The 18,790-nt window shown below is 38.4% G+C and carries 23 protein-coding genes; 3 read left to right on the forward strand and 20 right to left on the reverse strand.

Annotated features, from left to right (window positions below):
- Positions 1–207 precede the first annotated feature (207 nt).
- Positions 208–1,461 (reverse strand): hypothetical protein, encoded by a 1,254-nt coding sequence (locus tag Q4549_RS12980; RefSeq protein ID WP_303552734.1) that lies wholly within the window; start codon positions 1,459–1,461, stop codon positions 208–210.
- Positions 1,462–1,792: 331 nt separating this feature from the next.
- Complete coding sequence (locus Q4549_RS12985) at positions 1,793–2,500, reverse strand: hypothetical protein (protein ID WP_303552733.1); 708 nt, start codon at positions 2,498–2,500, stop codon at positions 1,793–1,795.
- Positions 2,501–2,618: 118 nt separating this feature from the next.
- Here Q4549_RS12985 and Q4549_RS12990 point away from each other — a divergent pair, with 118 nt between their 5' ends.
- The 3 genes from Q4549_RS12990 (at position 2,619) to Q4549_RS13000 (ending at position 4,623) form a co-directional block, all read left to right on the forward strand.
- The gene (locus Q4549_RS12990; RefSeq protein ID WP_303552732.1) at positions 2,619–3,536 is read left to right on the forward strand and encodes a glycosyltransferase family 2 protein; all 918 of its coding nucleotides are present in this window, start codon (positions 2,619–2,621) and stop codon (positions 3,534–3,536) included.
- A gap of 164 nt (positions 3,537–3,700) precedes the next feature.
- Positions 3,701–4,285 carry a M48 family metallopeptidase gene (locus Q4549_RS12995; protein WP_303552731.1) on the forward strand — a complete coding sequence of 195 codons (585 nt, stop codon included), beginning with the start codon at positions 3,701–3,703 and terminating at the stop codon, positions 4,283–4,285.
- Positions 4,286–4,290: 5 nt separating this feature from the next.
- The gene (locus Q4549_RS13000; protein WP_303552730.1) at positions 4,291–4,623 is read left to right on the forward strand and encodes a hypothetical protein; all 333 of its coding nucleotides are present in this window, start codon (positions 4,291–4,293) and stop codon (positions 4,621–4,623) included.
- A gap of 23 nt (positions 4,624–4,646) precedes the next feature.
- Here the strand turns inward: Q4549_RS13000 and Q4549_RS13005 are convergent, their stop codons facing one another.
- The 18 genes from Q4549_RS13005 to Q4549_RS13090 are packed head-to-tail and all read right to left on the reverse strand — an operon-like array spanning position 4,647 to position 18,784.
- A complete protein-coding gene (locus Q4549_RS13005) occupies positions 4,647–5,138 on the reverse strand; it encodes a lipopolysaccharide assembly protein LapB (RefSeq protein ID WP_303552729.1) in 492 nt (163 codons plus the stop codon).
- Between the two features lies 1 nt (position 5,139).
- Positions 5,140–8,049, reverse strand: a complete 2,910-nt coding sequence (locus Q4549_RS13010; RefSeq protein WP_303552728.1) for an alpha-amylase family glycosyl hydrolase — start codon at positions 8,047–8,049, stop codon at positions 5,140–5,142.
- A 22-nt stretch (positions 8,050–8,071) separates the two neighbouring features.
- Positions 8,072–8,725 carry a sigma-70 family RNA polymerase sigma factor gene (locus Q4549_RS13015; protein ID WP_303552727.1) on the reverse strand — a complete coding sequence of 218 codons (654 nt, stop codon included), beginning with the start codon at positions 8,723–8,725 and terminating at the stop codon, positions 8,072–8,074.
- A 16-nt stretch (positions 8,726–8,741) separates the two neighbouring features.
- Entirely contained in the window at positions 8,742–9,455 is a 714-nt protein-coding gene (gene fliP, locus Q4549_RS13020) for a flagellar type III secretion system pore protein FliP (RefSeq protein ID WP_303552726.1), read from the reverse strand.
- Between the two features lie 40 nt (positions 9,456–9,495).
- The gene (locus Q4549_RS13025; protein ID WP_303552725.1) at positions 9,496–9,855 is read right to left on the reverse strand and encodes a hypothetical protein; all 360 of its coding nucleotides are present in this window, start codon (positions 9,853–9,855) and stop codon (positions 9,496–9,498) included.
- Positions 9,842–10,144 (reverse strand): FliM/FliN family flagellar motor switch protein, encoded by a 303-nt coding sequence (locus Q4549_RS13030; RefSeq protein WP_303552724.1) that lies wholly within the window; start codon positions 10,142–10,144, stop codon positions 9,842–9,844. Before Q4549_RS13030 ends, Q4549_RS13025 begins: the two co-directional genes overlap by 14 nt.
- A gap of 1 nt (position 10,145) precedes the next feature.
- Positions 10,146–10,883, reverse strand: coding sequence for a FliM/FliN family flagellar motor switch protein (locus Q4549_RS13035; protein ID WP_303552723.1), 738 nt, complete (start codon positions 10,881–10,883; stop codon positions 10,146–10,148).
- Positions 10,884–10,893: 10 nt separating this feature from the next.
- Complete coding sequence (gene flgF, locus Q4549_RS13040; protein WP_303552722.1) at positions 10,894–12,090, reverse strand: flagellar basal-body rod protein FlgF; 1,197 nt, start codon at positions 12,088–12,090, stop codon at positions 10,894–10,896.
- Positions 12,091–12,102: 12 nt separating this feature from the next.
- On the reverse strand, positions 12,103–12,522 hold the full coding sequence (locus Q4549_RS13045; RefSeq protein WP_303552721.1) for a flagellar hook assembly protein FlgD: 420 nt from the start codon (positions 12,520–12,522) through the stop codon (positions 12,103–12,105).
- The gene (locus tag Q4549_RS13050; RefSeq protein ID WP_303552720.1) at positions 12,519–13,355 is read right to left on the reverse strand and encodes a hypothetical protein; all 837 of its coding nucleotides are present in this window, start codon (positions 13,353–13,355) and stop codon (positions 12,519–12,521) included. The genes Q4549_RS13045 and Q4549_RS13050 overlap by 4 nt, the downstream gene beginning before the upstream one ends.
- On the reverse strand, positions 13,349–13,810 hold the full coding sequence (locus Q4549_RS13055) for a hypothetical protein (protein WP_303552719.1): 462 nt from the start codon (positions 13,808–13,810) through the stop codon (positions 13,349–13,351). Before Q4549_RS13055 ends, Q4549_RS13050 begins: the two co-directional genes overlap by 7 nt.
- Positions 13,797–15,113, reverse strand: a complete 1,317-nt coding sequence (locus Q4549_RS13060) for a FliI/YscN family ATPase (protein WP_303552718.1) — start codon at positions 15,111–15,113, stop codon at positions 13,797–13,799. Before Q4549_RS13060 ends, Q4549_RS13055 begins: the two co-directional genes overlap by 14 nt.
- Positions 15,106–15,813 carry a FliH/SctL family protein gene (locus tag Q4549_RS13065; protein ID WP_303552717.1) on the reverse strand — a complete coding sequence of 236 codons (708 nt, stop codon included), beginning with the start codon at positions 15,811–15,813 and terminating at the stop codon, positions 15,106–15,108. The genes Q4549_RS13060 and Q4549_RS13065 overlap by 8 nt, the downstream gene beginning before the upstream one ends.
- Positions 15,814–15,815: 2 nt before the next feature.
- Positions 15,816–16,253 (reverse strand): hypothetical protein, encoded by a 438-nt coding sequence (locus tag Q4549_RS13070; RefSeq protein ID WP_303552716.1) that lies wholly within the window; start codon positions 16,251–16,253, stop codon positions 15,816–15,818.
- On the reverse strand, positions 16,250–17,686 hold the full coding sequence (gene fliF / locus Q4549_RS13075) for a flagellar basal-body MS-ring/collar protein FliF (protein WP_303552715.1): 1,437 nt from the start codon (positions 17,684–17,686) through the stop codon (positions 16,250–16,252). Before fliF ends, Q4549_RS13070 begins: the two co-directional genes overlap by 4 nt.
- Complete coding sequence (fliE, locus tag Q4549_RS13080; RefSeq protein ID WP_303552714.1) at positions 17,686–17,991, reverse strand: flagellar hook-basal body complex protein FliE; 306 nt, start codon at positions 17,989–17,991, stop codon at positions 17,686–17,688. The genes fliF and fliE overlap by 1 nt, the downstream gene beginning before the upstream one ends.
- 1 nt (position 17,992) lies before the next feature.
- A complete protein-coding gene (locus Q4549_RS13085) occupies positions 17,993–18,412 on the reverse strand; it encodes a flagellar basal body rod C-terminal domain-containing protein (protein WP_303552713.1) in 420 nt (139 codons plus the stop codon).
- Positions 18,413–18,784, reverse strand: coding sequence for a hypothetical protein (locus Q4549_RS13090; RefSeq protein WP_303552712.1), 372 nt, complete (start codon positions 18,782–18,784; stop codon positions 18,413–18,415).
- Positions 18,785–18,790: the final 6 nt, after the last annotated feature.

Below are 18,790 nucleotides of genomic sequence, written 5' to 3' on the forward strand. Positions count from 1 at the left end.
GATAAGCACTTTATAGGCGCTGCTGGTTCGAGCAAACATTTACAGCAACATGCTAATCAAACCGGAAGAAGTTGGTGAGCCACGCGTGGTGAATTACGACTATGTGAGAAAGTGGGGAAAGTGGATAAGCCCGCAACGCTTTATTAAAGCAAGAAAAAAGCTCAAGAACTGGCTTGAGCTTTTTCTGGCGATATTTACCTCAATAATCTAAGGCGCAATAAAATTCAATTCATTGAGATACAGAGTTTCAGCTTCATAAACTCCCAAATTAATTCGAGAATTATCCAGCTTTTCTAGCGTTAGCATTTCCCCTCCGCCTGTCCGCATTTCCTCATATTCTCCCCACTCTCTGCTACCGTTTAGAGCTCTAGATTGATGACTATCTACAGTAAGAACTAAGGAGATACTTGAGGATGCATCTCCATTATCAACAAACTTATATGTTCCCGATTTTATTGACTCTGTCTTGTGGATATCAGTACCAGCATTAATACAATAAAGGCTATCGTAGGTCGTAGTGCGTAAAGTTAATAATTCTTCTGCAACCGTTAATTCATATGTAGAGGTACTCGAAAGATCAGGATTGCATGTGTAACTTTGATTTCCCCAAGTACCGTAATATTGATCTAAACCATAGGCAGCATTAGGGTTACGCCATGGGCTTTCTTGGTCAATGCTAATATTCACCGGTAACTCGCTAGCATTCCCAGCATCATCTTGGTACTTATTAAAGCTAATAAGAGATAACTCAAGTGGCTGAGTTGCTGATTCACTACGGTCGACTAATTTAACAATACCTATAGAAGGGCTAAACCACAGTTCTTGCTCGAGGCGTATCTGCTCACTAACAGTGACTCCCAAGTCATCAACGTCTACTGACACATTAAGCGCCAACCAGTAACTAATATGTAGCGCTTCATAATTACCCGAGGCGGTGACAACCGTATCGATCCCGTGATATACCCACTCTTGCAAGTAGTCGCCATAAGTTGCACCAATACTTGGGCTAATAGTGACTCCCAAGTCTTTGTATCCGAGATCTGAGCGTTTTCCTTCCTGTGCAAATTCGGGTAACAAAAGCATTGGGTTATCGGAAAGATTGAAATTTAGTTTGTAATTTTTTCCATCAATAATAAGCTGATCAACGTGAAGGCTCTCAATAAATAGCTCTCCTTGTGAGTAGTTAAAGGATTGCTTAAAGCCACTGTGCTCCCAATTTAACGTAAAGCGCTCTGTATTATTTGAAGATGAAGCAACACTGGAGCTGGAAAGCTGATAAATCTGGCCAGTATTCACATCGGAGTAGCGCCAAACAGCTCCACTTTGAGCTGGTAGGTATTGACTAGAAAGAATTGTAGAATCTTCAATATCTGAGTTGCCACCGCCTCCGTCACTACCTCCCCCACCACAAGCAGCTAAATTTAATACGGAGACAACAGATAACAACTTCCAAAACTTCATTTCTTAACTTCCTTGTATTTTAAGTTCTATATTTAATTTAATAAAAACAGCATTTTACATAAAGTCAGTGACTTACTAGGAAACTATTTATCAATAGTTGATCTGACACATAACAATATTTAACTTAAGATAGTTTTATATCGGCAAGGTGCTTGATATTAACGTCAAGTTGAAAGCCATAAAAACAGCGCGATGTACCTAGCCTTCGCGACGCTGCTCCCCTCATGCCTTGATATCCACAAGTAGTGAAACTCTTTAATGCTCGTAGGATCAGTAAATGCAATGCTAGTCGGAACGCCCTGCACATGAGTGAAGAAAGAGCTTAAGGGCGTTAGCCCCCTAAGTGATGTGTACTCTTGTATTCCAAAATACAGCTTACAAGCTGAGATCTAATTTTGTGAAAGCCTTTACTCATCCAAATAGCTACCCCAGGTGCATTAGAGCTAGGGCAGTCTTGAATAGCCCCTACATCATGGCATAGTGGCTTATTATCCCCAGAATAACTCATCAAGATATCATCCGTAGGACCAATTTCACTCCAGCGGTTAAAGCCAAGATTCTTAGCGAATATTTGTGCTTGTTCTGCATAATAAGGGCTAAACATATAAACGCGGTTAAGTATATCTAACTCGGTGTTTTGGCCATATAGCCCACCAGCTAATACCAACTGCTTATATTTTGTTACCACTTTCTGCCCCCAAACCCCATGCATCCTATTTGGCTGTTCTGCAAATTTAGTCTGCAAGAGCGCTATTTGCTCTGCACTTAGAAAGAGATCGTCGTCTAAGCACAGTACAGTTTTTCCCTTCAAGCTTGCAGCAATGCTAAAGCGATAACTCGCGCCTCGGTTTACGCCATCGCCCATGTATACAACTTCTGAGGGTAACTGATAGTCTATTTGTTTAGCTAAACCAGGTTTCGAATTATCAATAAGGATTAGCTGTTCTAGGCTTTTTACTTTTAAGCACTCATTAATAATGTGAGGAATATTTTGCGGACGCTTATAGTTTGTTAACAATATACAAAGAGGCTGAACCAACTAAATTTCTCCTTACTTGTGAATATACTCTACACATTACACCCCAAAGAAAGCGCTTTCAAGAAATTGTAAAAAGCCTATAATAAAAACTGACTTGTAGGCTTTGTAGTTAGTTTATATGAACTTTTCAATTGTAATTATTATTAAAGATGACCCAGTATTGCTGAACTTGGCACTAGCTTCTTACGCCAAGCTTGATTACTCAAAGGGTGAGTTTGAGCTTATAGTTATTGACGATGGGAGTTCCCAACCGCTCAATAAATTATCTGACTTTCCAAGCAATATAGAAATCAACTACCTTTACCTACCTAGAAACAAACTCTCCTCTAGAGCCAGAGCAAGGAACAAAGGTGCTGCACTTGCAAAATATCCTTATCTAGTTTTTGTAGATGGTGATCACTTTGTAGAACCAACGCTACTGTCGAAATACTGCCAGTACTTCAAGTGTAAACCCAAAAGGCGGTTGGTTTTGGGAACCCGAAATGAGATACCGCCACATTATTTAGGCTTAGTGCTAAACCAATACAATAAAACGGGGTTGGCTGCCATTACAAACAAAGTTAAATGGCATAAAGACATTCGTTTAAGTTTGGAGCAACGCTTTAACCGCCCCATAGATACCCTAGCAGGAAAGTGGCACCTTTTTTGGAGTTGTAACTTCTGTATAGAAAAAGAGCTATTTTTGAATACTCTCTTCGATGAAAAGTTTTTGGGCTGGGGCTTAGAAGACGTTGAGCTGGGTTATAGATTGACCAAAGAAGCCATAGAGTTTGAAATGCTTAATAATGCTGTTTGGCATTTAAGTTCTGCAGAGCAGTTAAACAAAGACAAGTACCACCAATGGTTAGAAAATATTCAGTACTTTTACTCGAAGCATAACGATATAAGAATATTAGAACAGCAAAGCTTTTCTGATGTGTTCTTCTATGAAGCTGGCCTATGTGAAAAAGCTCCACTTGACTGGCTTAGCATTTTTGAAATATTTGAACATAAAATGGCTTTTCATAATCAGCAGAAAGATATAGCAAGCACTTAGGATATAGCACCTGAACGTTAACTAACAATATTATGACTAAAACTTATATTCTATTTCCTAAGCCTAAAGCAATAATGCTATTCTAAGGTGTTTATATCTTAGTCGGTTTAGTTTACTTAACACGACAATTTCATCACTACTTTAGCGGAATAAGGATTTTCTAAATGACGTCGAACTTCTCTACTAACGAGCTTTTTCACTTAGCGATTGATGCGGCAAACAATCAGCGAAATGACAAAGCACTGAGCTATTTAAAAGAGTTAGTAGAAAGAAGCCCTGAGCATCATCAAGGGAAATTTTTGTTGGCGTCAACTTACGCTAGTTTAGGTATGTTTAACGAAGCTATAGTGGGTTTTAAAGATTGTTTAAGAACTGAACCTGAGTTTTCTCTAGCTCGATTTCAACTAGCACTATCCCTGCTAGCAACAGGTCAAACAGAAGATGGAGCTGTTGAGCTAAAAGAGTTGACTTCAGCTACTCCGGAATATTTGATTAATTTTGCTAAAGGTATTTTATTCTCGCTAGACAATAAAAAAGATGAAGCGATCGAACAACTTAAACTGGGTATTAGCATTAATAATGAAAATCCTTCACTTAATGGAGATATGGAAGGTGTAATTGAAGCATTGGAAACAATGCCTAATATTGCTAACAATAGTAACGAAAACCCAAAGCCAGCAGCAGAGTTAGAAAGTAATATCGATGACTTATCTACACATTCGTTTTTACTTGGCGCATATAAGCAGTAACCGCTATGACAAAGATAGTTCGCTCTATTGCGCCAGTTAGCATACAGCGCTTAGAACAAAACTCTCAAAAAAGTAGAGTAAAAAAGAAAGAGGCTGTTAGTGAACGCTTACAGAGAAAGCCTACAGCCATAGACTTTTCTGCACTTAAAAAACTCTATAACGATAATCCACAAGAAGCTATTTTTAAGTTGAACCAGAATATTATTAGTAAGCATCCTTTAGCAGAAAAGCTGACTGAAAATGATATTATTAAACTTAGCGGTAAAATATCAAGCCTGCTAGCTTCGGATGAAGACATGCAACTTTTATTGGAACAGATTTTAAATTCTAGTAAATAAAATCTGTTCCATAGTATAGATAATTATGAAGCTAAGCTGATTGTTGATAATAATCGGTTAGCCATATCTACATGGTTATCTTCGGGATCTATATTTTCGATAATGTAGTTAAGCTTTTCTATTGCACCATCTTCGTCTTTTTCTTCTAAGTAGTAGAGAGCTTGATTATATAAAACCGGCGGGAAATCAGGAGCTTTATCTAGTACCTCATCCCAGATTTGTAGTGCTTTTTCGTTCTCTCCCATCTCTCTATACACAGCTCCTAGATGAAATTTTTCTGGCACTACTTCAGGCCTATGTATTAGGTACTCATCGAACGCAATTATTGCTTTTTCGAACAGTTCTAAAGCGGCGTATACCCTTCCTAGTAAAGCATAAACTCCTACTGGAATTTCTGGCTCATCTAATATTGACTTTAGCTTCATAAGTGCGCCTTCATAATCTTCACGCTCAATAGCTATACGAGACAACGCAAGTAGCTCATCTGATTCCAATAATTTTTTCTCATTTAACATATTAAATCTCCGTTTTAACTTTAATCCTAATTAGCCAATAATATTGATAAGGCTTTAGTGACTTGGGTAATGGTTTTTCTTTGGGGTCATCATCTAAAACATCTCTCCAATTATTCGCCGCTAACTCTTTTGCACTATCTAAAGTGGCGATAACCTGAGGTAATGGGGAGAAGTTACCTAAGAAGAGAAATTCACATTCGCTATCTTCCCTGGTAAAGGCAAAAACTTGTCGCGAGTCAGTTAATGCTGGTTTAAATATATGACCAGACAAAACTGGTAATTTTTTTCTGGATAAACACAACTGGGTTAAGCTGGAATGCACTTTAGATTCAGGACTATTTGGCCGCGCTAAAGCATTTTTTAGTGCGAACCAGTTTCGCTTTGGTCTGTGGATCCAACGCGAATCATAGGCAAGGTCTTGATCGTTAACATAACTATAATCATTAAGTTCAGCGACTTCGTCGCCCATGTAGATAATGGGTAAACCACCTATAGACAAGACAACAGCGTGCATCAATAGAATACGAGCTACACTTTTTTCTATCCCCAATTGGTCAGAGTTATCTAAGGCTTTTTCTAGGCCAGCTAAAGATGCTGTTGAGCCTACTATACGCGCTCTTTGAAATAGTTTTCCTCTGGCAAAAGTGCTATCTGTGGGGTTGATGTAGAAAGAAAGTATTTTGTCGTAAAAATGATTGATTTTTAGGCTAGGTGTTTGTTCAAGTAAAGAATTATTGCTAAACACCCAGTGTACATCGTCATGGCAATTGACATAGCTTATCCAGTTACAATTTTTTGGCAAAGCACTCCAACGCGATAACTGATGCCTCATAACCGAGCTATCGGCACTCATAATTGAATACCATAACGAGGCTGTTAGTACGGGTCGATAAGCGTAGCTGGTTCGGTCATCTTGTATATAGTCTTCTACTTTATCGGGAGACACTATGGCTTCTGATACAAGTTTGACTGTTGGAGATAGCATTGATGCAAACGCTTGATATGCTTCAACTAACAAGTGACATTCTGGCCGGTTCTTACAACTGGTATTTTTCTCTTTCCAAATGTGCGGAATAGCATCAAGCCTGAGAACATCGACCCCCATATTAATCAATGACAACAGCTTTTCTAACATAGCCAAAAAAACGTTAGGGTTACTGTAGTTTAGGTCCCATTGATACTGATTAAAGGTTGTCCAAATATAGCAGTTCAGCTCTTTATTAAAGCTAATGTCACGCCCTTGTTCTGGGAATGTGTCCTCTACTCCATTCAGCCACTGTATGGCCTCTTGCTCAGACTCAAAAAGCCAATAATAGTTCTTGTAGTCTTGTTCTCCCGCTATCGCCTTTTGAGCCCATTCATGTGACATAGCAGTATGATTGAGCACGAAATCTAAACACAATCCAATATCATATTTTTTTAATAGAGAAACAAACTCATTAAACTGGCTATTACCACCTAAATGAGCTGCAATTTGCTCATAATCTTTAATTGCAAATCCACCATCATTCTTACCAGGGTGTGCTTCAAAAGGAGGCAACAAGTAAAGATAGTTTATTCCCATGTCACGTAAATAACTTAAGCGTGCTTTTAAGCCCGAAAAGTTGCCAGCAAATTTGTCTACATACAAACAAGCACCGACTCGTGAACTGGTCGAAAGCCAATCGTGTTCGGCACCACGTTGGTTGTCAACATCGCGGAAAAAAGGTAATCGAGTTTCCGTTGCTTGAACTACTAGCTTGAAAGCCGATTCAATAATTTGATGTGCTAAGCCTTCTTTAGGATAAACCGTACTTAGGGCGTATTCTAAACGGCCAATGTGTTCAACTAATTGACTGATTAATGGTTCAGTAAGATTGGCACTTAGATTTTGTTGCTCACAGTAGCCTTGTAGTTTGTCTATTAGCTTATTTCTAGAAGCCATAGAGCTAGCGACTAGTTGATGTTGGCTTTTTACCTGATCTTCCAACGACTCTATGCTATCAACCAAACCTGCCTGCTGAAGTGAAGCTATAGTGGCGGGATCTTCTAGCGAAAAATTAGATGTGTAGAATTCCTTTAGCTTCACACCTTGGGCTGCTACATCTCTCGATTGGGTATGTAGCTTACTAATAAACAATCCATCTCGCGGGCTACCGCGCCATTGATTAGAGAATAGCCCTAAACGCTGATATTTTTTTTCAAAAGAATCATAAGTGGGACAAGGAAAATGCAAGACCTTAGCCTGATCTTGCTCCCAGAGGTAAGGGGGTGTTTTGGTTTTGAAATTGTGAACATCCATAACTTCAATCCCCTGGTCTAAATGAACTGCAGATTTACCATTTTGGTAGTAGTGAAAAAAATGCTCTGGTTTGATACCCAGCGACTTAAGTAGGTCTCTTTGTGCTTGAGTAAACACCCATTTATTTTGTTTAAAGAAATTCCGCTTAAATAGCTTGGAACTAGGTAAAATACGAGTCGTATTTTTTGAGTCAATAAGTGCTTCTGCATTAGCGTAAAGGATGTTTTTTTTCCCACTTTTAGCAACTTCGTTAAAGTGTGCTTTAGCATCATATGTAGGAACATAGAACAATTCGTCAATATCGATATGTAAAAGCCATGAGACTTTATCTTTAGAGGCCTTTTTTAGAGCAAACCGTAAATTAGCCTCTTGCCTAACCATTGCCTCTTGATCGTATAAACCTTCCTCCAATATAGAGCTAGGTTTTAAGCTTTGCTTACATTGTTCTCTCCAGCTAGCATCACATATAGTTGCAACTACCTGAGGATAACGGACTGCAATTTCGATTGAACTATCCAAAGGGTCATCAAAGAAAAGATATAAACGATCGAAACCAATAGACAGATGGTATCGGATAAAAAAATCTAGCTGTTCTTCCGCGTCAACTAAGGTACATGCAATTGCCAGCATACTATTTATAGCTTCCTTTCAATTAGCAATCGTAACATTTGTTAATTTCCATTTTCTTTCGCACAACTCGTAAAGCCTCAACATGCAACTGAGATACTCGCGCGCGGCTTAAACTAAGCACTGAAGCAATATTTGCAAACGGCAATTGATGAAAGTAATGCAAAGTCATTACTTGTTTTTGTAGATAGGGTAGTTGTATGAGTAACGGTTTAAGTAAGCCCAAAACTTGAGTATTCTCGTAATTTTGGTAAGGCTCTAAATTTTGCTCTTCAGAAAAAAGATGTTCTACTTTGTCTTCTATCAAGTTGGCAATGGACAGCTCGATAACCAATGAAGAATAGGCCTCGATTGTGGTCTCTGCGCTTTCTTTTAAGCTACTCAAACGCTCTTTTTCTCTACGCCTAATATTGTGACTGAGACTACCCACCTCTGAGTATTTATAAATGTTATTAAGAATCGTACCCTTTACGCGTAAGTAAGCAAAACTAGTAAATTTTACAGGCTGCTTGCGATCGAATCGCTCGGCTGACTCTATTAACCCTACTGTTGCGTATTGCACATAATCCTCAAGCTCAACACCTGAAGCATAGTATTTAATGTACAAACTCTTCGCGACACCTCTTGTCCACGAAGAGTACAAGTTTACAACTTCTGTTAACTTAGCGTTTTCGTTCATTTTGGTAGCCGGGTCTTCAATTAGCGAAACTCAATAAAAGAGAGTGCGTGAGCAAATTCCAACCATCAGCTAATACGAAGACCAAAATTTTTAAGGGCATTGAAATGGTCATGGGTGGCACCATAATCATCCCCAATCCCATTAATACACTTGCAACAATTAGGTCGATGAGCACAAACGGGATGAAAATAAGAAAGCCCATCTGAAAAGCTACTTTAATTTCACTTAGCATGAAGGCGGGGACTAAGTGTAAATAAGACAAATCATCCATACTCTGAGGAGGAGGCGTGTTCGTAGCTTCGAGTAATGACAGATAGGCATTTTCTTCAGTATTAACAACCATAAATTTCTTAAGTTGCTCAGCTCCTATGTCTACAGACGACTTGAAACTTTGCTCTTGGTTTAAGTAAGGATTTATCGCTAAGTTATTTACTTCTTCAATAACTGGGGACATAGAAAAAAAAGTAAGGAAGAGAGACAGTAAAACAATAACTGAATTTGGCGGGGAGGACTGCAAGCCCAATGCCATGCGCAACATACTTAAAACAATAATTATTCGTGTAAAAGAGGTGGCAGCTATCATTGCCGCAGGGATAAACGATAATGCAGTAACCATAACTAGGTACTTAACCGGAGCCTGCCAATCGTCCTCTAACAATGAGAATGTACTTTCAGGTAGTGACGGTATGCCCCCAGGAACGGCGGCTTGTGCAATAAATGGCATCCCCATAAAGCACACCAAGCAACTCTTGAACAACAACCTTTTTCTATTATTCATTGTGGATATTCGCATCATGCTCTCGGTTTTTGACTGACGCCAATACCTCGATATTCTTACTCGACTCTGCTATTGGCCATTGGGTTTGACCATCACTAACAATATATATACTTGTACTATCAGAGAGTTTAATTCGTTCCACTAGGTGCCACTTATCTTGACTAGTAGCAGGAGACTTCTTGATGAACATTCTATTTCTATTTGATAAATAAAAGGCTATGACGCACACCACTAATAAAACAACAACAATACTTAGCATTGTTGAAAAGTCAGTAGTTGGGGCGGATTTAAATGCTAAGTCTGAACTTACGATTTGCGTATTTATCAGCTCTTTTTCATCACTCTGCAACATTGGTAACTTCTACGCCATAGTTATCACCGCAGGCGACTAAAACACCTTCTCCGATAACCTTGTTGTTCAGTAAGAGTTCCACAGGTTGGTTAAGGTGGTTACTTAGCTCTACGATACTTCCTTTATTTAAAGAAAATAACTCCGCAACTGTCATTAAAGCCTGACCGACTCTAATTTCTATTTCAACCTCGACCTCTTTAATAGCCTCTGTTCGCCAAGTTACGTCGTTATTAACTATCTCTTCACCTACTTCTTCTATGGCTAAATCAGATACAATTACTTCTTCCATTTCAACGGTCCTCATTATTAATCTGTAAAACTAAGTTTTTTTCCCGCTTTGCTAAAAAACCTGCTTTAAATGCTTTGTTGTTAACTCGTAACTCCAAAGCGTTGCCCACCTTAGCATCGGTGATCAGCAAATTGCCTTTTTGCAAATTGACTATTTGATCATATTTTACTTTGCTAGTCGGTAGGTATATTTCAGTTGTAACCTTAGATTTCTCGATACTAGAACTTAAGCTACTGAGTTGAGAAGAACTTGGGTTTTCAACTTTAGTCAATGCGCCGTCAGCTACGATTTCTATTGGCCCAAGCGTAAAAACATATCCCCCGGCATTTATTAATCCGAACTGCAAAGAAGGCTTGTTAGTCTCAACCAAATGTTGCTTTGAGTTACCACCTAAATGCGCAGAAAAAGACAATAGAAGTTCTTCTATTGCATGAAAAACCAAAGTTTTAGTTATATTTTTTTCTAAAAGCACTCGGGCAGTTTTATCATCAACGCCGAAAATAAGCTCGACCAAACTTACTAATGTTTGTTCGTCGTGTGGGACAAATAAGTGGCCTTTGTTAGCACTGACACTGAACCAACTTTTTTGAGTTGGTGGTGACAGTAATAAATCGCCTTCGAGTTGTAAGAGCTCGGTGTCTGGGGACACCCAGTTAATCTTCCACTGTTCAACAAGGGGTTGAAAAGCTTCCATTAATACTTGCAAACCTGAACGACTTGAAAATCTAATTGGTTTCATAAGACTTACTTCATCGCCCTGAATTATATAGAGTTTCTATCATTTCATTTGCGATATTCATGACATGAGAGCTCGCCTGATAACCCCTTTGGACTATCATCATATCGGCAAACTCTTCTGCCAACTCAACGTTAGCAAGCTCAATACTTTCGCCAATGATTTCGCCAAACTCGCCAGAATCGGCTCGACCAAGAATGACATCTCCGTCGTTCATTGCTGAAAACAGTACTCCGCTTTCTTGCTTCAACATACTAACGTTGTTGACATTAGCTAACGCAACTTGGCCAGCTATTACATCATCACCATTTGAGTACGATAATTTTAAACTACCTGTTTTATCAAAGCTTACTCTTGTCAATCCAGCTAAGGCATGCCCATCTTCTGCTGATGCTGACATATCAGAATACTCTCCTGCGGCATAACCACTTGTGCTAGAGAAGTCTAAAGTAACGGTAGATTTATCAGCATCGGGATTTGCTGAATCTTGGGGGACTTCTATTTCTATTTGGCTAAATGCATCGACGATTTTTCCATCGGCGGAATACCGGACTTCTTCTGTAGAAACGACTTGGTCATTAGCATCTTTGACTTTAACAGTCCAACCAACCTCGCCAGTTGGTACTTCAATATCTTCGCCATCTGCATCTTTTTCAGTTTTGTATATTGCGTGTCTATCTGCGAACTCAAACTTGTAATTTAAGTTTTCTCCTATTCGACTAAAAACGAATACATTTTCTACAGAGTGTGCGTCGCCGTCTGCTGAAATATTTCCTTCAAACATCACTTTAGACGTTGCTTCGGGTGGCAAGAACTTGTTATCGGTAATATTGATGTTTTGCAAATTACCATTCTTATCAATACCAGATACTGCATAACCAGTTGCCTTATCTACCAGTATATTGTTTTCATCAATGGTAAATTGTCCAGCGCGAGTTAGGTAACTGTTTGCTCCATCTTGAAGAACAAAGAAACCTGCACCATCTATAGCTAAGTCGGTATAATTACCAGTACTTCTTATGTCACCTTGTTTTTCCCTTAAAAACTCGTTACTTAAAGTAGTACCATTATCCCCGGTAACACTTTGGTAAAAAGAGTCTTTAGCTTTAAAGCCTGGGGTGTTCATATTTGAAACGTTATTGGATAACTGATTTAGTCCTTTCGAAAAACTAACTAACCCAGATAGTCCGCTATAAAATGCTTGTAACATACTGATTTCCTTTTACTGATCTGTGACAACCGTTATGTCAGAGATAGAAATTCCTTTTAAGTACTCACTGCTTCCAGTGTCGACCGTCAAACTAGGGCCGTTTTCTGTATATTCAACAGCCTTAACAATTCCTGGTTGATTTGATGTTCCACTGCGGATTTCAACAGGTTTTCCAATTAAACTAGTTGCTTGCTCAACAGTTCCAAATGCCAATAAACTATCCAGCTTTTCATTCATCATCCTTGTTTGTTCTACTGCAGTAAACTGAGCCATTTGAGCCAGAAATTCTGCGTTATCTACGGGTTCCAAGGGATCTTGAAAGTTCAACTGCGCCATAAAAAGCTTAATAAAATCTTCTTGAGATAAGGTTGTATTATCCAAGGAACTTGCTTGCTGGGCACCTAAATTAGCGCCAATAGCTTCTACATTCACGATGACTTCCCTTTACTAATTGTTGGGTGACTCACTCCATTTAGTACATAACCAGTATGAGGTTTAAGACTACTTTCAATTTCGTGATACCACTCACTCATCTGTTCTTGATCAATACGATAATCTCGCAACACTACTTTGACATTTCCATCGACTAATCTGATATAAGTTAATTTCTTAAAAGATATAGAGTTAAAGGATTGTAATGTTGGGCTATTCGCCATTTGATAAGAGCTAAGTTGATTTGATGTCTTCTGAGCAGGTTTAGATAAATGGCCGAAATCTCTGAAGCCAATACCATTAAAAACAGATTTTAAGGGGGCAACACTACTAACATTTTCAGAGTTAGTAGATTGATTACCTTTATAGTAAGTTGACAAGTTTTCTTGAAACTTGATAACTACATTACCAGTTGCTGTAAATAACTGAGTATTAGCTTCTATTGTACTTATGTACTCTAAGCTTCCTGTAGCGACAAGAGTATATGGGTATAGTTGAGTTAAGTTACTGTTAACCAATGAGCCATTAGCCAATATACGATCGCTATGAAAGTGTTCGAAACTAGAATTTAAGTTATCTTTGAAGTGATGGCTCTGGGCCTCTAGCCATTCTTGATATTCACCCTCGTTAGATAAACGTCCATTTTGAGAAGAGTTCAACATTAATAGTTCTGCGCTACTTTCTGAATGCACTTTAGTTGAACCAGATAACACTTTTGATTCTTTTTTACCATTGACTAGCTGATAAAAATCACGTCCCGAAGCATTTCTCTGATTAGATTTTGATTCATATTTTGTTAGGTGTTCATTCGAAGCGACTGCAACCTCTAACATACTACACTTCCTTTTCTAGTATATTGTAATAACCATGGTTCTAAATGGTTATCGTCGATAATCAAAGCATTTTTATTGAACAAAGTGTACAACGAAGATTTTATACGATTGATTTTTTTGTGAATAAAAGAAAGCTCATCAATGATCAACAATTCTTTATCTAAGGTTGCTTTTTCCATATTGACCAATCGTTCTTTTTCACATTCAATCTCATCTATTATTTCAAATATCTCTTGTCTTCTGTAATAGCTTTCTTTATGAGAATCTATACAGCATTTGTATAAGTCATTAATGCGATTATCGCAGGACTTAATGTCTTTTTGTAACTTGGACATCTCTACAGCTAGTAGGCTCATACTTTGTTTTAGTTTGCTTAACATAGCTAAGCTAGCCTTCAAAGACCGAGAGTAAAGAGTAATCATTCGCTCAACTTCACTCTTGTCAACCTGCATCATTCAATATCCCCTGGAGGTCTGAATAAAGGCGCTGTAAACTCTTATTTTCATTTCTTTTACTTAGCAAATAAGATTCTATAAGTTTGCCTTTTTTATAAGCTAAGTCTAAATCCGCATTTTCATTCGATTTATAGGCCCCAATCTCAATCATTTCTTCGACATCCTTTTTGTCGGACAAATGTGTTCTAAGTTGATTTACAACATTCTGCTCCTCTATAGAGGAAACTCTATGCCACAACCTACTGTTACTCATTAAGACATCTACTGCTGGATATAGACCTTTGGAAGCCATTTTTCTTGATAACACAATGTGTCCATCGAGAATCCCCCTCATCGCGTCAGCAATGGGTTCCGAAAGATCATCACCTTCGACAAGCACTGAAAACAAAGCTGTAATCGAGCCTTTTCCTTTAAAGTTTCCCGTTCTCTCGACGACTTCCGGAAGCATGCTAAATACCGATGGGGTGTAACCTTTTGACGTTGGGGGTTCTCCGGCAGCTAAACCTATTTCGCGCTGTGCCATCGCGAACCTGGTTATTGAGTCAAGAGTCAGCAAAACATTCTTATTTTGCTCGCAAAAGTATTCTGCTATTGCCAATGCTGTAAATACTGCACACCGCCTGACCAATGGTGGCTCATCGGAGGTAGCCACAATAACTACTGACCTACTTAAACCTTCTTGACCCAAATTATCTTCAATGAAGTCTGCAACTTCTCTTCCTCGTTCGCCAATTAAAGCCACTACGTTTATCTGATCTGGGTCTGCATTCGCACACTGCCCTAATATAGTGCTTTTACCTACACCACTTCCTGCAAAGACTCCGATTCTCTGTCCTCTTCCAATAGGTAGCATAGTGTCAATAATTGGAACGCTTGTACTGACTCTATAATCCACTCGTTCTCGACTGAGTGGGTTATGCCTTTTGTCCCTTCTAAGAGGAGCTAACGACGTGCATTTAAGTGCGCCTAAATCATCAATTGGATTAACAAAAGCATCTATAGTTCGACCCAACAACTCATGCCCTACTTTAACCATAGATTTAACACCCAGGCCGATCACACGACTGTTTAGTGTTATTCCTTCCCCTTTCCCAATTGGCATAAGCAGGGTTTTGTTCTCAATAAACCCAATTACTTCGGCTAGAATAGTTTGATGATGATCTTCACTAAATATTTCACAGCGTTCACCTACGAAAACCTCTAGCCCAGAAGCCTCAGCCATCAAGCCACTGTAACGAGTAACTCGGCCAGAAGCTTTACCAAACTGAGTTGATTTAATGCTTTTGAGCAGTGAGTTAAACATTAAAGCTTTCTTCTGAAGATTGAATGAGTAACTGTTGAAACTGCTGTAGCTTAGTAGACAGCCTAAGGTCTAACTCTCCATCTGGAGAAGTTATAGTTACTCCACCAATTTCTTGGTTCTGGCAACTAACCATAATCAAATGAGGGTTGCTATCAATTAAAGAAGAGTATTGAGATTTTATTATATGTAGGTCTTCAGAATGAAATGCTAACGTAACTTTATTGTTCAAAGTGAGATTTTCTAGAATACTATTAATTAGAAACTCAACTCTGTTATCGCTTTGCAGGTAATCTTCACAGACAATACGACCTACGGCTTCAAACACCACCTCTAACAATTCACTTTTGGCTTTAAGGTACAAGTCGCCCTTGGCTTTAGTTAGAGCACTAGTAGCATCGCTTAGTAATTGCTCTGTTTTAATTAACTTATTTTGTTGTTCGCCTATGGCCGCTACCAAATTATCGCTTGATTCCTTATTATCCTTCTTACACTCTTGATACCCTTTCTCATATGCATCTTCTAGCTGCTGACGATAATAACTATCCATTTCTTGCCTAACTTTTTGAGCAATAGCTGAGTGCAAATCCTCATTGTTATGTTTCTTAGCTGCTTCTGACGTGAAGGTAGATTGCTGTTTAGCTGGGAGAGATAGAGCTTGCTTTCTCTTTATTTTACTCGTATCTAGTAAAACTGAAGCCATAACTAAAGCTCCTTACCCAAGTGTTCAGAAGCTAAATACAGAATTTTTTCTTGTACATAGATAGTTGTATTAGACACATTTCCATCAATTAGAGTATCTAACCACTTCCAGCAATACTTAGCCTTGAGTTCTCTCTTGACACTATCGGGAAAAAGCTCGTTAAGCAATTGGGCGTCCTCTACACTTAAGTAAGAGAGCTCATCGCTGAGCACAGCCAAGCTGCTCCTATTAAGAAATGCTAACTCACATTCTTTTGCGTAGTGAAGCTCGATCTCTGATGTAAGAGCGTTTAGATCCTCTGGGACTTTTAAAATAAAACTATCGATATAACCCTTCAATTCAATGGCTATGTCATTTGGTAACCTTTTTAGGATCCATTTTAAATCACGCTTATTTAATACCGCTAATCTACTCGCTATAACTTTTAAGGGCGACGTCATTGTGAACCCTTAACTTTATTGTTTTCCAACGCGATCCAATCTGATACTTCTTTAAGTAGCCTTTGCTTTTCATCTAAATCAAGTAGTTTGACTTTTTTCTTTAGATGGAACCGGGTTAACTGAAATACAACAACCGAAATGCAAGCTGAAATAATGAGGAAAAAAGCTATAAAATCAATACTTAGGTATTGGCTATACTTGTTAACGACTTCTCCCTGAGAGTTACTCTCGTTAGAGCTAATTATCTTAACCACTGGAGAAAGTTTTTCTTCCACTAATGGAGTAACATTATTCTCCATAAGAGAAGGCTGATGCCTAGGAATCGCTTTAACGGTGACGATATCACCTCTTTCAGCTTGAATACCGGATGCAGAAGCGACCAACTGCCGAATAGACTCAAGGTTACTTTTATCAACATCACCTATAACTAATACAGCGATAGACAAACGTATTAATTTTCCTGTTGCGGTTTCTGTTTCAATAAGTTCATTCCCATAGGAATACTCTTCTTCAAGAGTTTTTCCTTTTGATTGACTCAATTTTTTCTCAGAGGATTCATCTGTTTTTTCATATCGACGGCTAAGAAATCCACTCCCACCAGTCTGCGAATTACTTAGGCCTCGCTTTGTAGAGCGAACCTTATCGAAATCTAACTGGGTATGTACACCAACCTGAAAATTATCCTCTCCCAACACTGGTGAAAGGATATTTACAATTTTACCAGTAAAATACTCTTCAAACTCTTTCTGATAATGCAACCGGCTACCATCTTCTTCCATTTGCTGCAAGAGGTTATCATTATCGGCGAGGATATCTCCATTTCCATTTAGTAAAGTTATATTGTCAACTTTCAAACCTACTACTGATGAAGACACTAGATTTTTGATACCCACAACTTGTTTCTTACTGAGTACTTTATTTTCTTTAGTAATCACCGTAATAGAAGCTTTAACCGGTTCTTCTTCTTTTTGAAAAGACCTTTTCTCAGGAATAGATAAGTGTACTCTAGCCTGCTTAACATTATTGCTGCTTGAGATCGTTCTAGCCAACTCACCTTCTACTGCTCGCTGGTAATTCACTTTTTGGGCAAACTCAGTTAAACCAAAATCAGCATCATCAAATATTTCAAACCCCACAGGCTCCGTTATAGATACCCCCTCTCCAGCAAGATTAATACGGGTTTCTTGTACCACATTTTCGTTGACACTGATTGCGGTCCCATTCTCACTTAACAGAAAAGGTATATTCAGTTCCTTTAACTGCTTGGTTATTTTTGAAGCTTCACTTTGCTCTACTCCTGAGTAGAGCAAGCTATAATTTGGTCGATATATAAGCCACACTCCAAGCATTGAAAAAACAAGAACAAATATCATTCCAATAACTAAAGGTTTCTTTAAGTAACTAAAAACTATATCTCTATTGCTTGTACTCACTATAACTGCATCCTTAATAACTCTTGCAGGCCTTCAACCATCTTATTTCGTACAGTGACAGCTAGCTGCATTGTCATACTGGCTTCTTCAACGGCTAACATTACATCCTGAATATCAGCAGTACCTAATGCGTAATCGGAAGTTAGCGTATCCGCCTTACTTAACGAATCATCCAGGTTCTCTACACCATGAATAATTAAGCTATCAAATGTTGTTTCTGTAATTTTATTATCAAGCTTTTCAGATTGCTGAAGAAGACTAGTAGCTTTACCTTCATCCAATAAACTTATAGATTCGACCAACATCTTACTTACCTCCTAATTCCATAATTTTACTTCCCATGGAGCCTGCAGCGTTATACACGCGTAAATTAGCTTCGTACGCTCTATTTGCACTAACAACATCGATTAGCTGTTGTGTAGTATCGATATCTGGTCTCCAAGTCATTCCTGAGCTATCAGCATTTGGATCATTAGGAGAGTAACTGGACTTTAGTGGTATGTTATCCGAAGTTATTTTTAGTTTCGGATAATTTATATCACTTGAAGTTGTACTAGATGCTTGCATCCAATCTACTTTAGGCACATCTACTCGAAATAGTTGCGAAGAATCCCCTGCTTTCAGGTGTTTATTAGCATTAGCGATATTCATACCGGCGGCTTCAATAATCATTCGTTGTTGCAGCATTCCATACGCTGCAATTGACTTTATATCTCCGATACTCATTTATTGACCTTTTATACCAAGTTTCACTAATCCAATTTTCCTATTTAAAAGCTCAACCAACTTATTATATTTTGACGATGCTCTATCAGAATTGATTATCTCTTGGTCAAGTTGAACAGCCTGACTGTTTTCTGGTTGTTGAATGTCTGCTATTTGTTGAATACGAAAGTGTTGATATTGCTCTACAGTTTTATGTAAGTCAGCTGTATTATCTTGACGTAACATCACCTCCATGACTGAATCAAAGCTTGCTGTTTTAGCTTTAAAGTTGGCATTATTCGCATTGGCAACGTTAATCGCTGATACTTGTTGTTTGTATGATTCCATATTCATACTAAAGACCAACAGTTTGCTGGTTACATCGTCTATCATTCTAAA

It is taken from the genome of Agarivorans sp. 2_MG-2023 (assembly GCF_030548085.1).
Lineage (GTDB): Bacteria > Pseudomonadota > Gammaproteobacteria > Enterobacterales > Celerinatantimonadaceae > Agarivorans.

What these genes read in the sequence shown, in the direction of transcription:
- Q4549_RS12980 (WP_303552734.1), bottom strand. Translation starts at nt 1,461, where the DNA reads ATGAAGTTTTGGAAGTTGTTATCTGTTGTCTCCGTATTAAATTTAGCT.
- Q4549_RS12990 (WP_303552732.1), top strand. Translation starts at nt 2,619, where the DNA reads ATGAACTTTTCAATTGTAATTATTATTAAAGATGACCCAGTATTGCTG.
- Q4549_RS12995 (WP_303552731.1), top strand. Translation starts at nt 3,701, where the DNA reads ATGACGTCGAACTTCTCTACTAACGAGCTTTTTCACTTAGCGATTGAT.
- Q4549_RS13000 (WP_303552730.1), top strand. Translation starts at nt 4,291, where the DNA reads ATGACAAAGATAGTTCGCTCTATTGCGCCAGTTAGCATACAGCGCTTA.
- Q4549_RS13005 (WP_303552729.1), bottom strand. Translation starts at nt 5,138, where the DNA reads ATGTTAAATGAGAAAAAATTATTGGAATCAGATGAGCTACTTGCGTTG.
- Q4549_RS13010 (WP_303552728.1), bottom strand. Translation starts at nt 8,049, where the DNA reads ATGCTGGCAATTGCATGTACCTTAGTTGACGCGGAAGAACAGCTAGAT.
- Q4549_RS13015 (WP_303552727.1), bottom strand. Translation starts at nt 8,725, where the DNA reads ATGAACGAAAACGCTAAGTTAACAGAAGTTGTAAACTTGTACTCTTCG.
- fliP (WP_303552726.1), bottom strand. Translation starts at nt 9,455, where the DNA reads ATGGGGATGCCATTTATTGCACAAGCCGCCGTTCCTGGGGGCATACCG.
- Q4549_RS13025 (WP_303552725.1), bottom strand. Translation starts at nt 9,855, where the DNA reads ATGTTGCAGAGTGATGAAAAAGAGCTGATAAATACGCAAATCGTAAGT.
- Q4549_RS13030 (WP_303552724.1), bottom strand. Translation starts at nt 10,144, where the DNA reads ATGGAAGAAGTAATTGTATCTGATTTAGCCATAGAAGAAGTAGGTGAA.
- Q4549_RS13035 (WP_303552723.1), bottom strand. Translation starts at nt 10,883, where the DNA reads ATGAAACCAATTAGATTTTCAAGTCGTTCAGGTTTGCAAGTATTAATG.
- flgF (WP_303552722.1), bottom strand. Translation starts at nt 12,090, where the DNA reads ATGTTACAAGCATTTTATAGCGGACTATCTGGGTTAGTTAGTTTTTCG.
- Q4549_RS13050 (WP_303552720.1), bottom strand. Translation starts at nt 13,355, where the DNA reads ATGTTAGAGGTTGCAGTCGCTTCGAATGAACACCTAACAAAATATGAA.
- Q4549_RS13055 (WP_303552719.1), bottom strand. Translation starts at nt 13,810, where the DNA reads ATGATGCAGGTTGACAAGAGTGAAGTTGAGCGAATGATTACTCTTTAC.
- Q4549_RS13060 (WP_303552718.1), bottom strand. Translation starts at nt 15,113, where the DNA reads ATGTTTAACTCACTGCTCAAAAGCATTAAATCAACTCAGTTTGGTAAA.
- Q4549_RS13065 (WP_303552717.1), bottom strand. Translation starts at nt 15,813, where the DNA reads ATGGCTTCAGTTTTACTAGATACGAGTAAAATAAAGAGAAAGCAAGCT.
- Q4549_RS13070 (WP_303552716.1), bottom strand. Translation starts at nt 16,253, where the DNA reads ATGACGTCGCCCTTAAAAGTTATAGCGAGTAGATTAGCGGTATTAAAT.
- fliE (WP_303552714.1), bottom strand. Translation starts at nt 17,991, where the DNA reads ATGTTGGTCGAATCTATAAGTTTATTGGATGAAGGTAAAGCTACTAGT.
- Q4549_RS13085 (WP_303552713.1), bottom strand. Translation starts at nt 18,412, where the DNA reads ATGAGTATCGGAGATATAAAGTCAATTGCAGCGTATGGAATGCTGCAA.
- Q4549_RS13090 (WP_303552712.1), bottom strand. Translation starts at nt 18,784, where the DNA reads ATGATAGACGATGTAACCAGCAAACTGTTGGTCTTTAGTATGAATATG.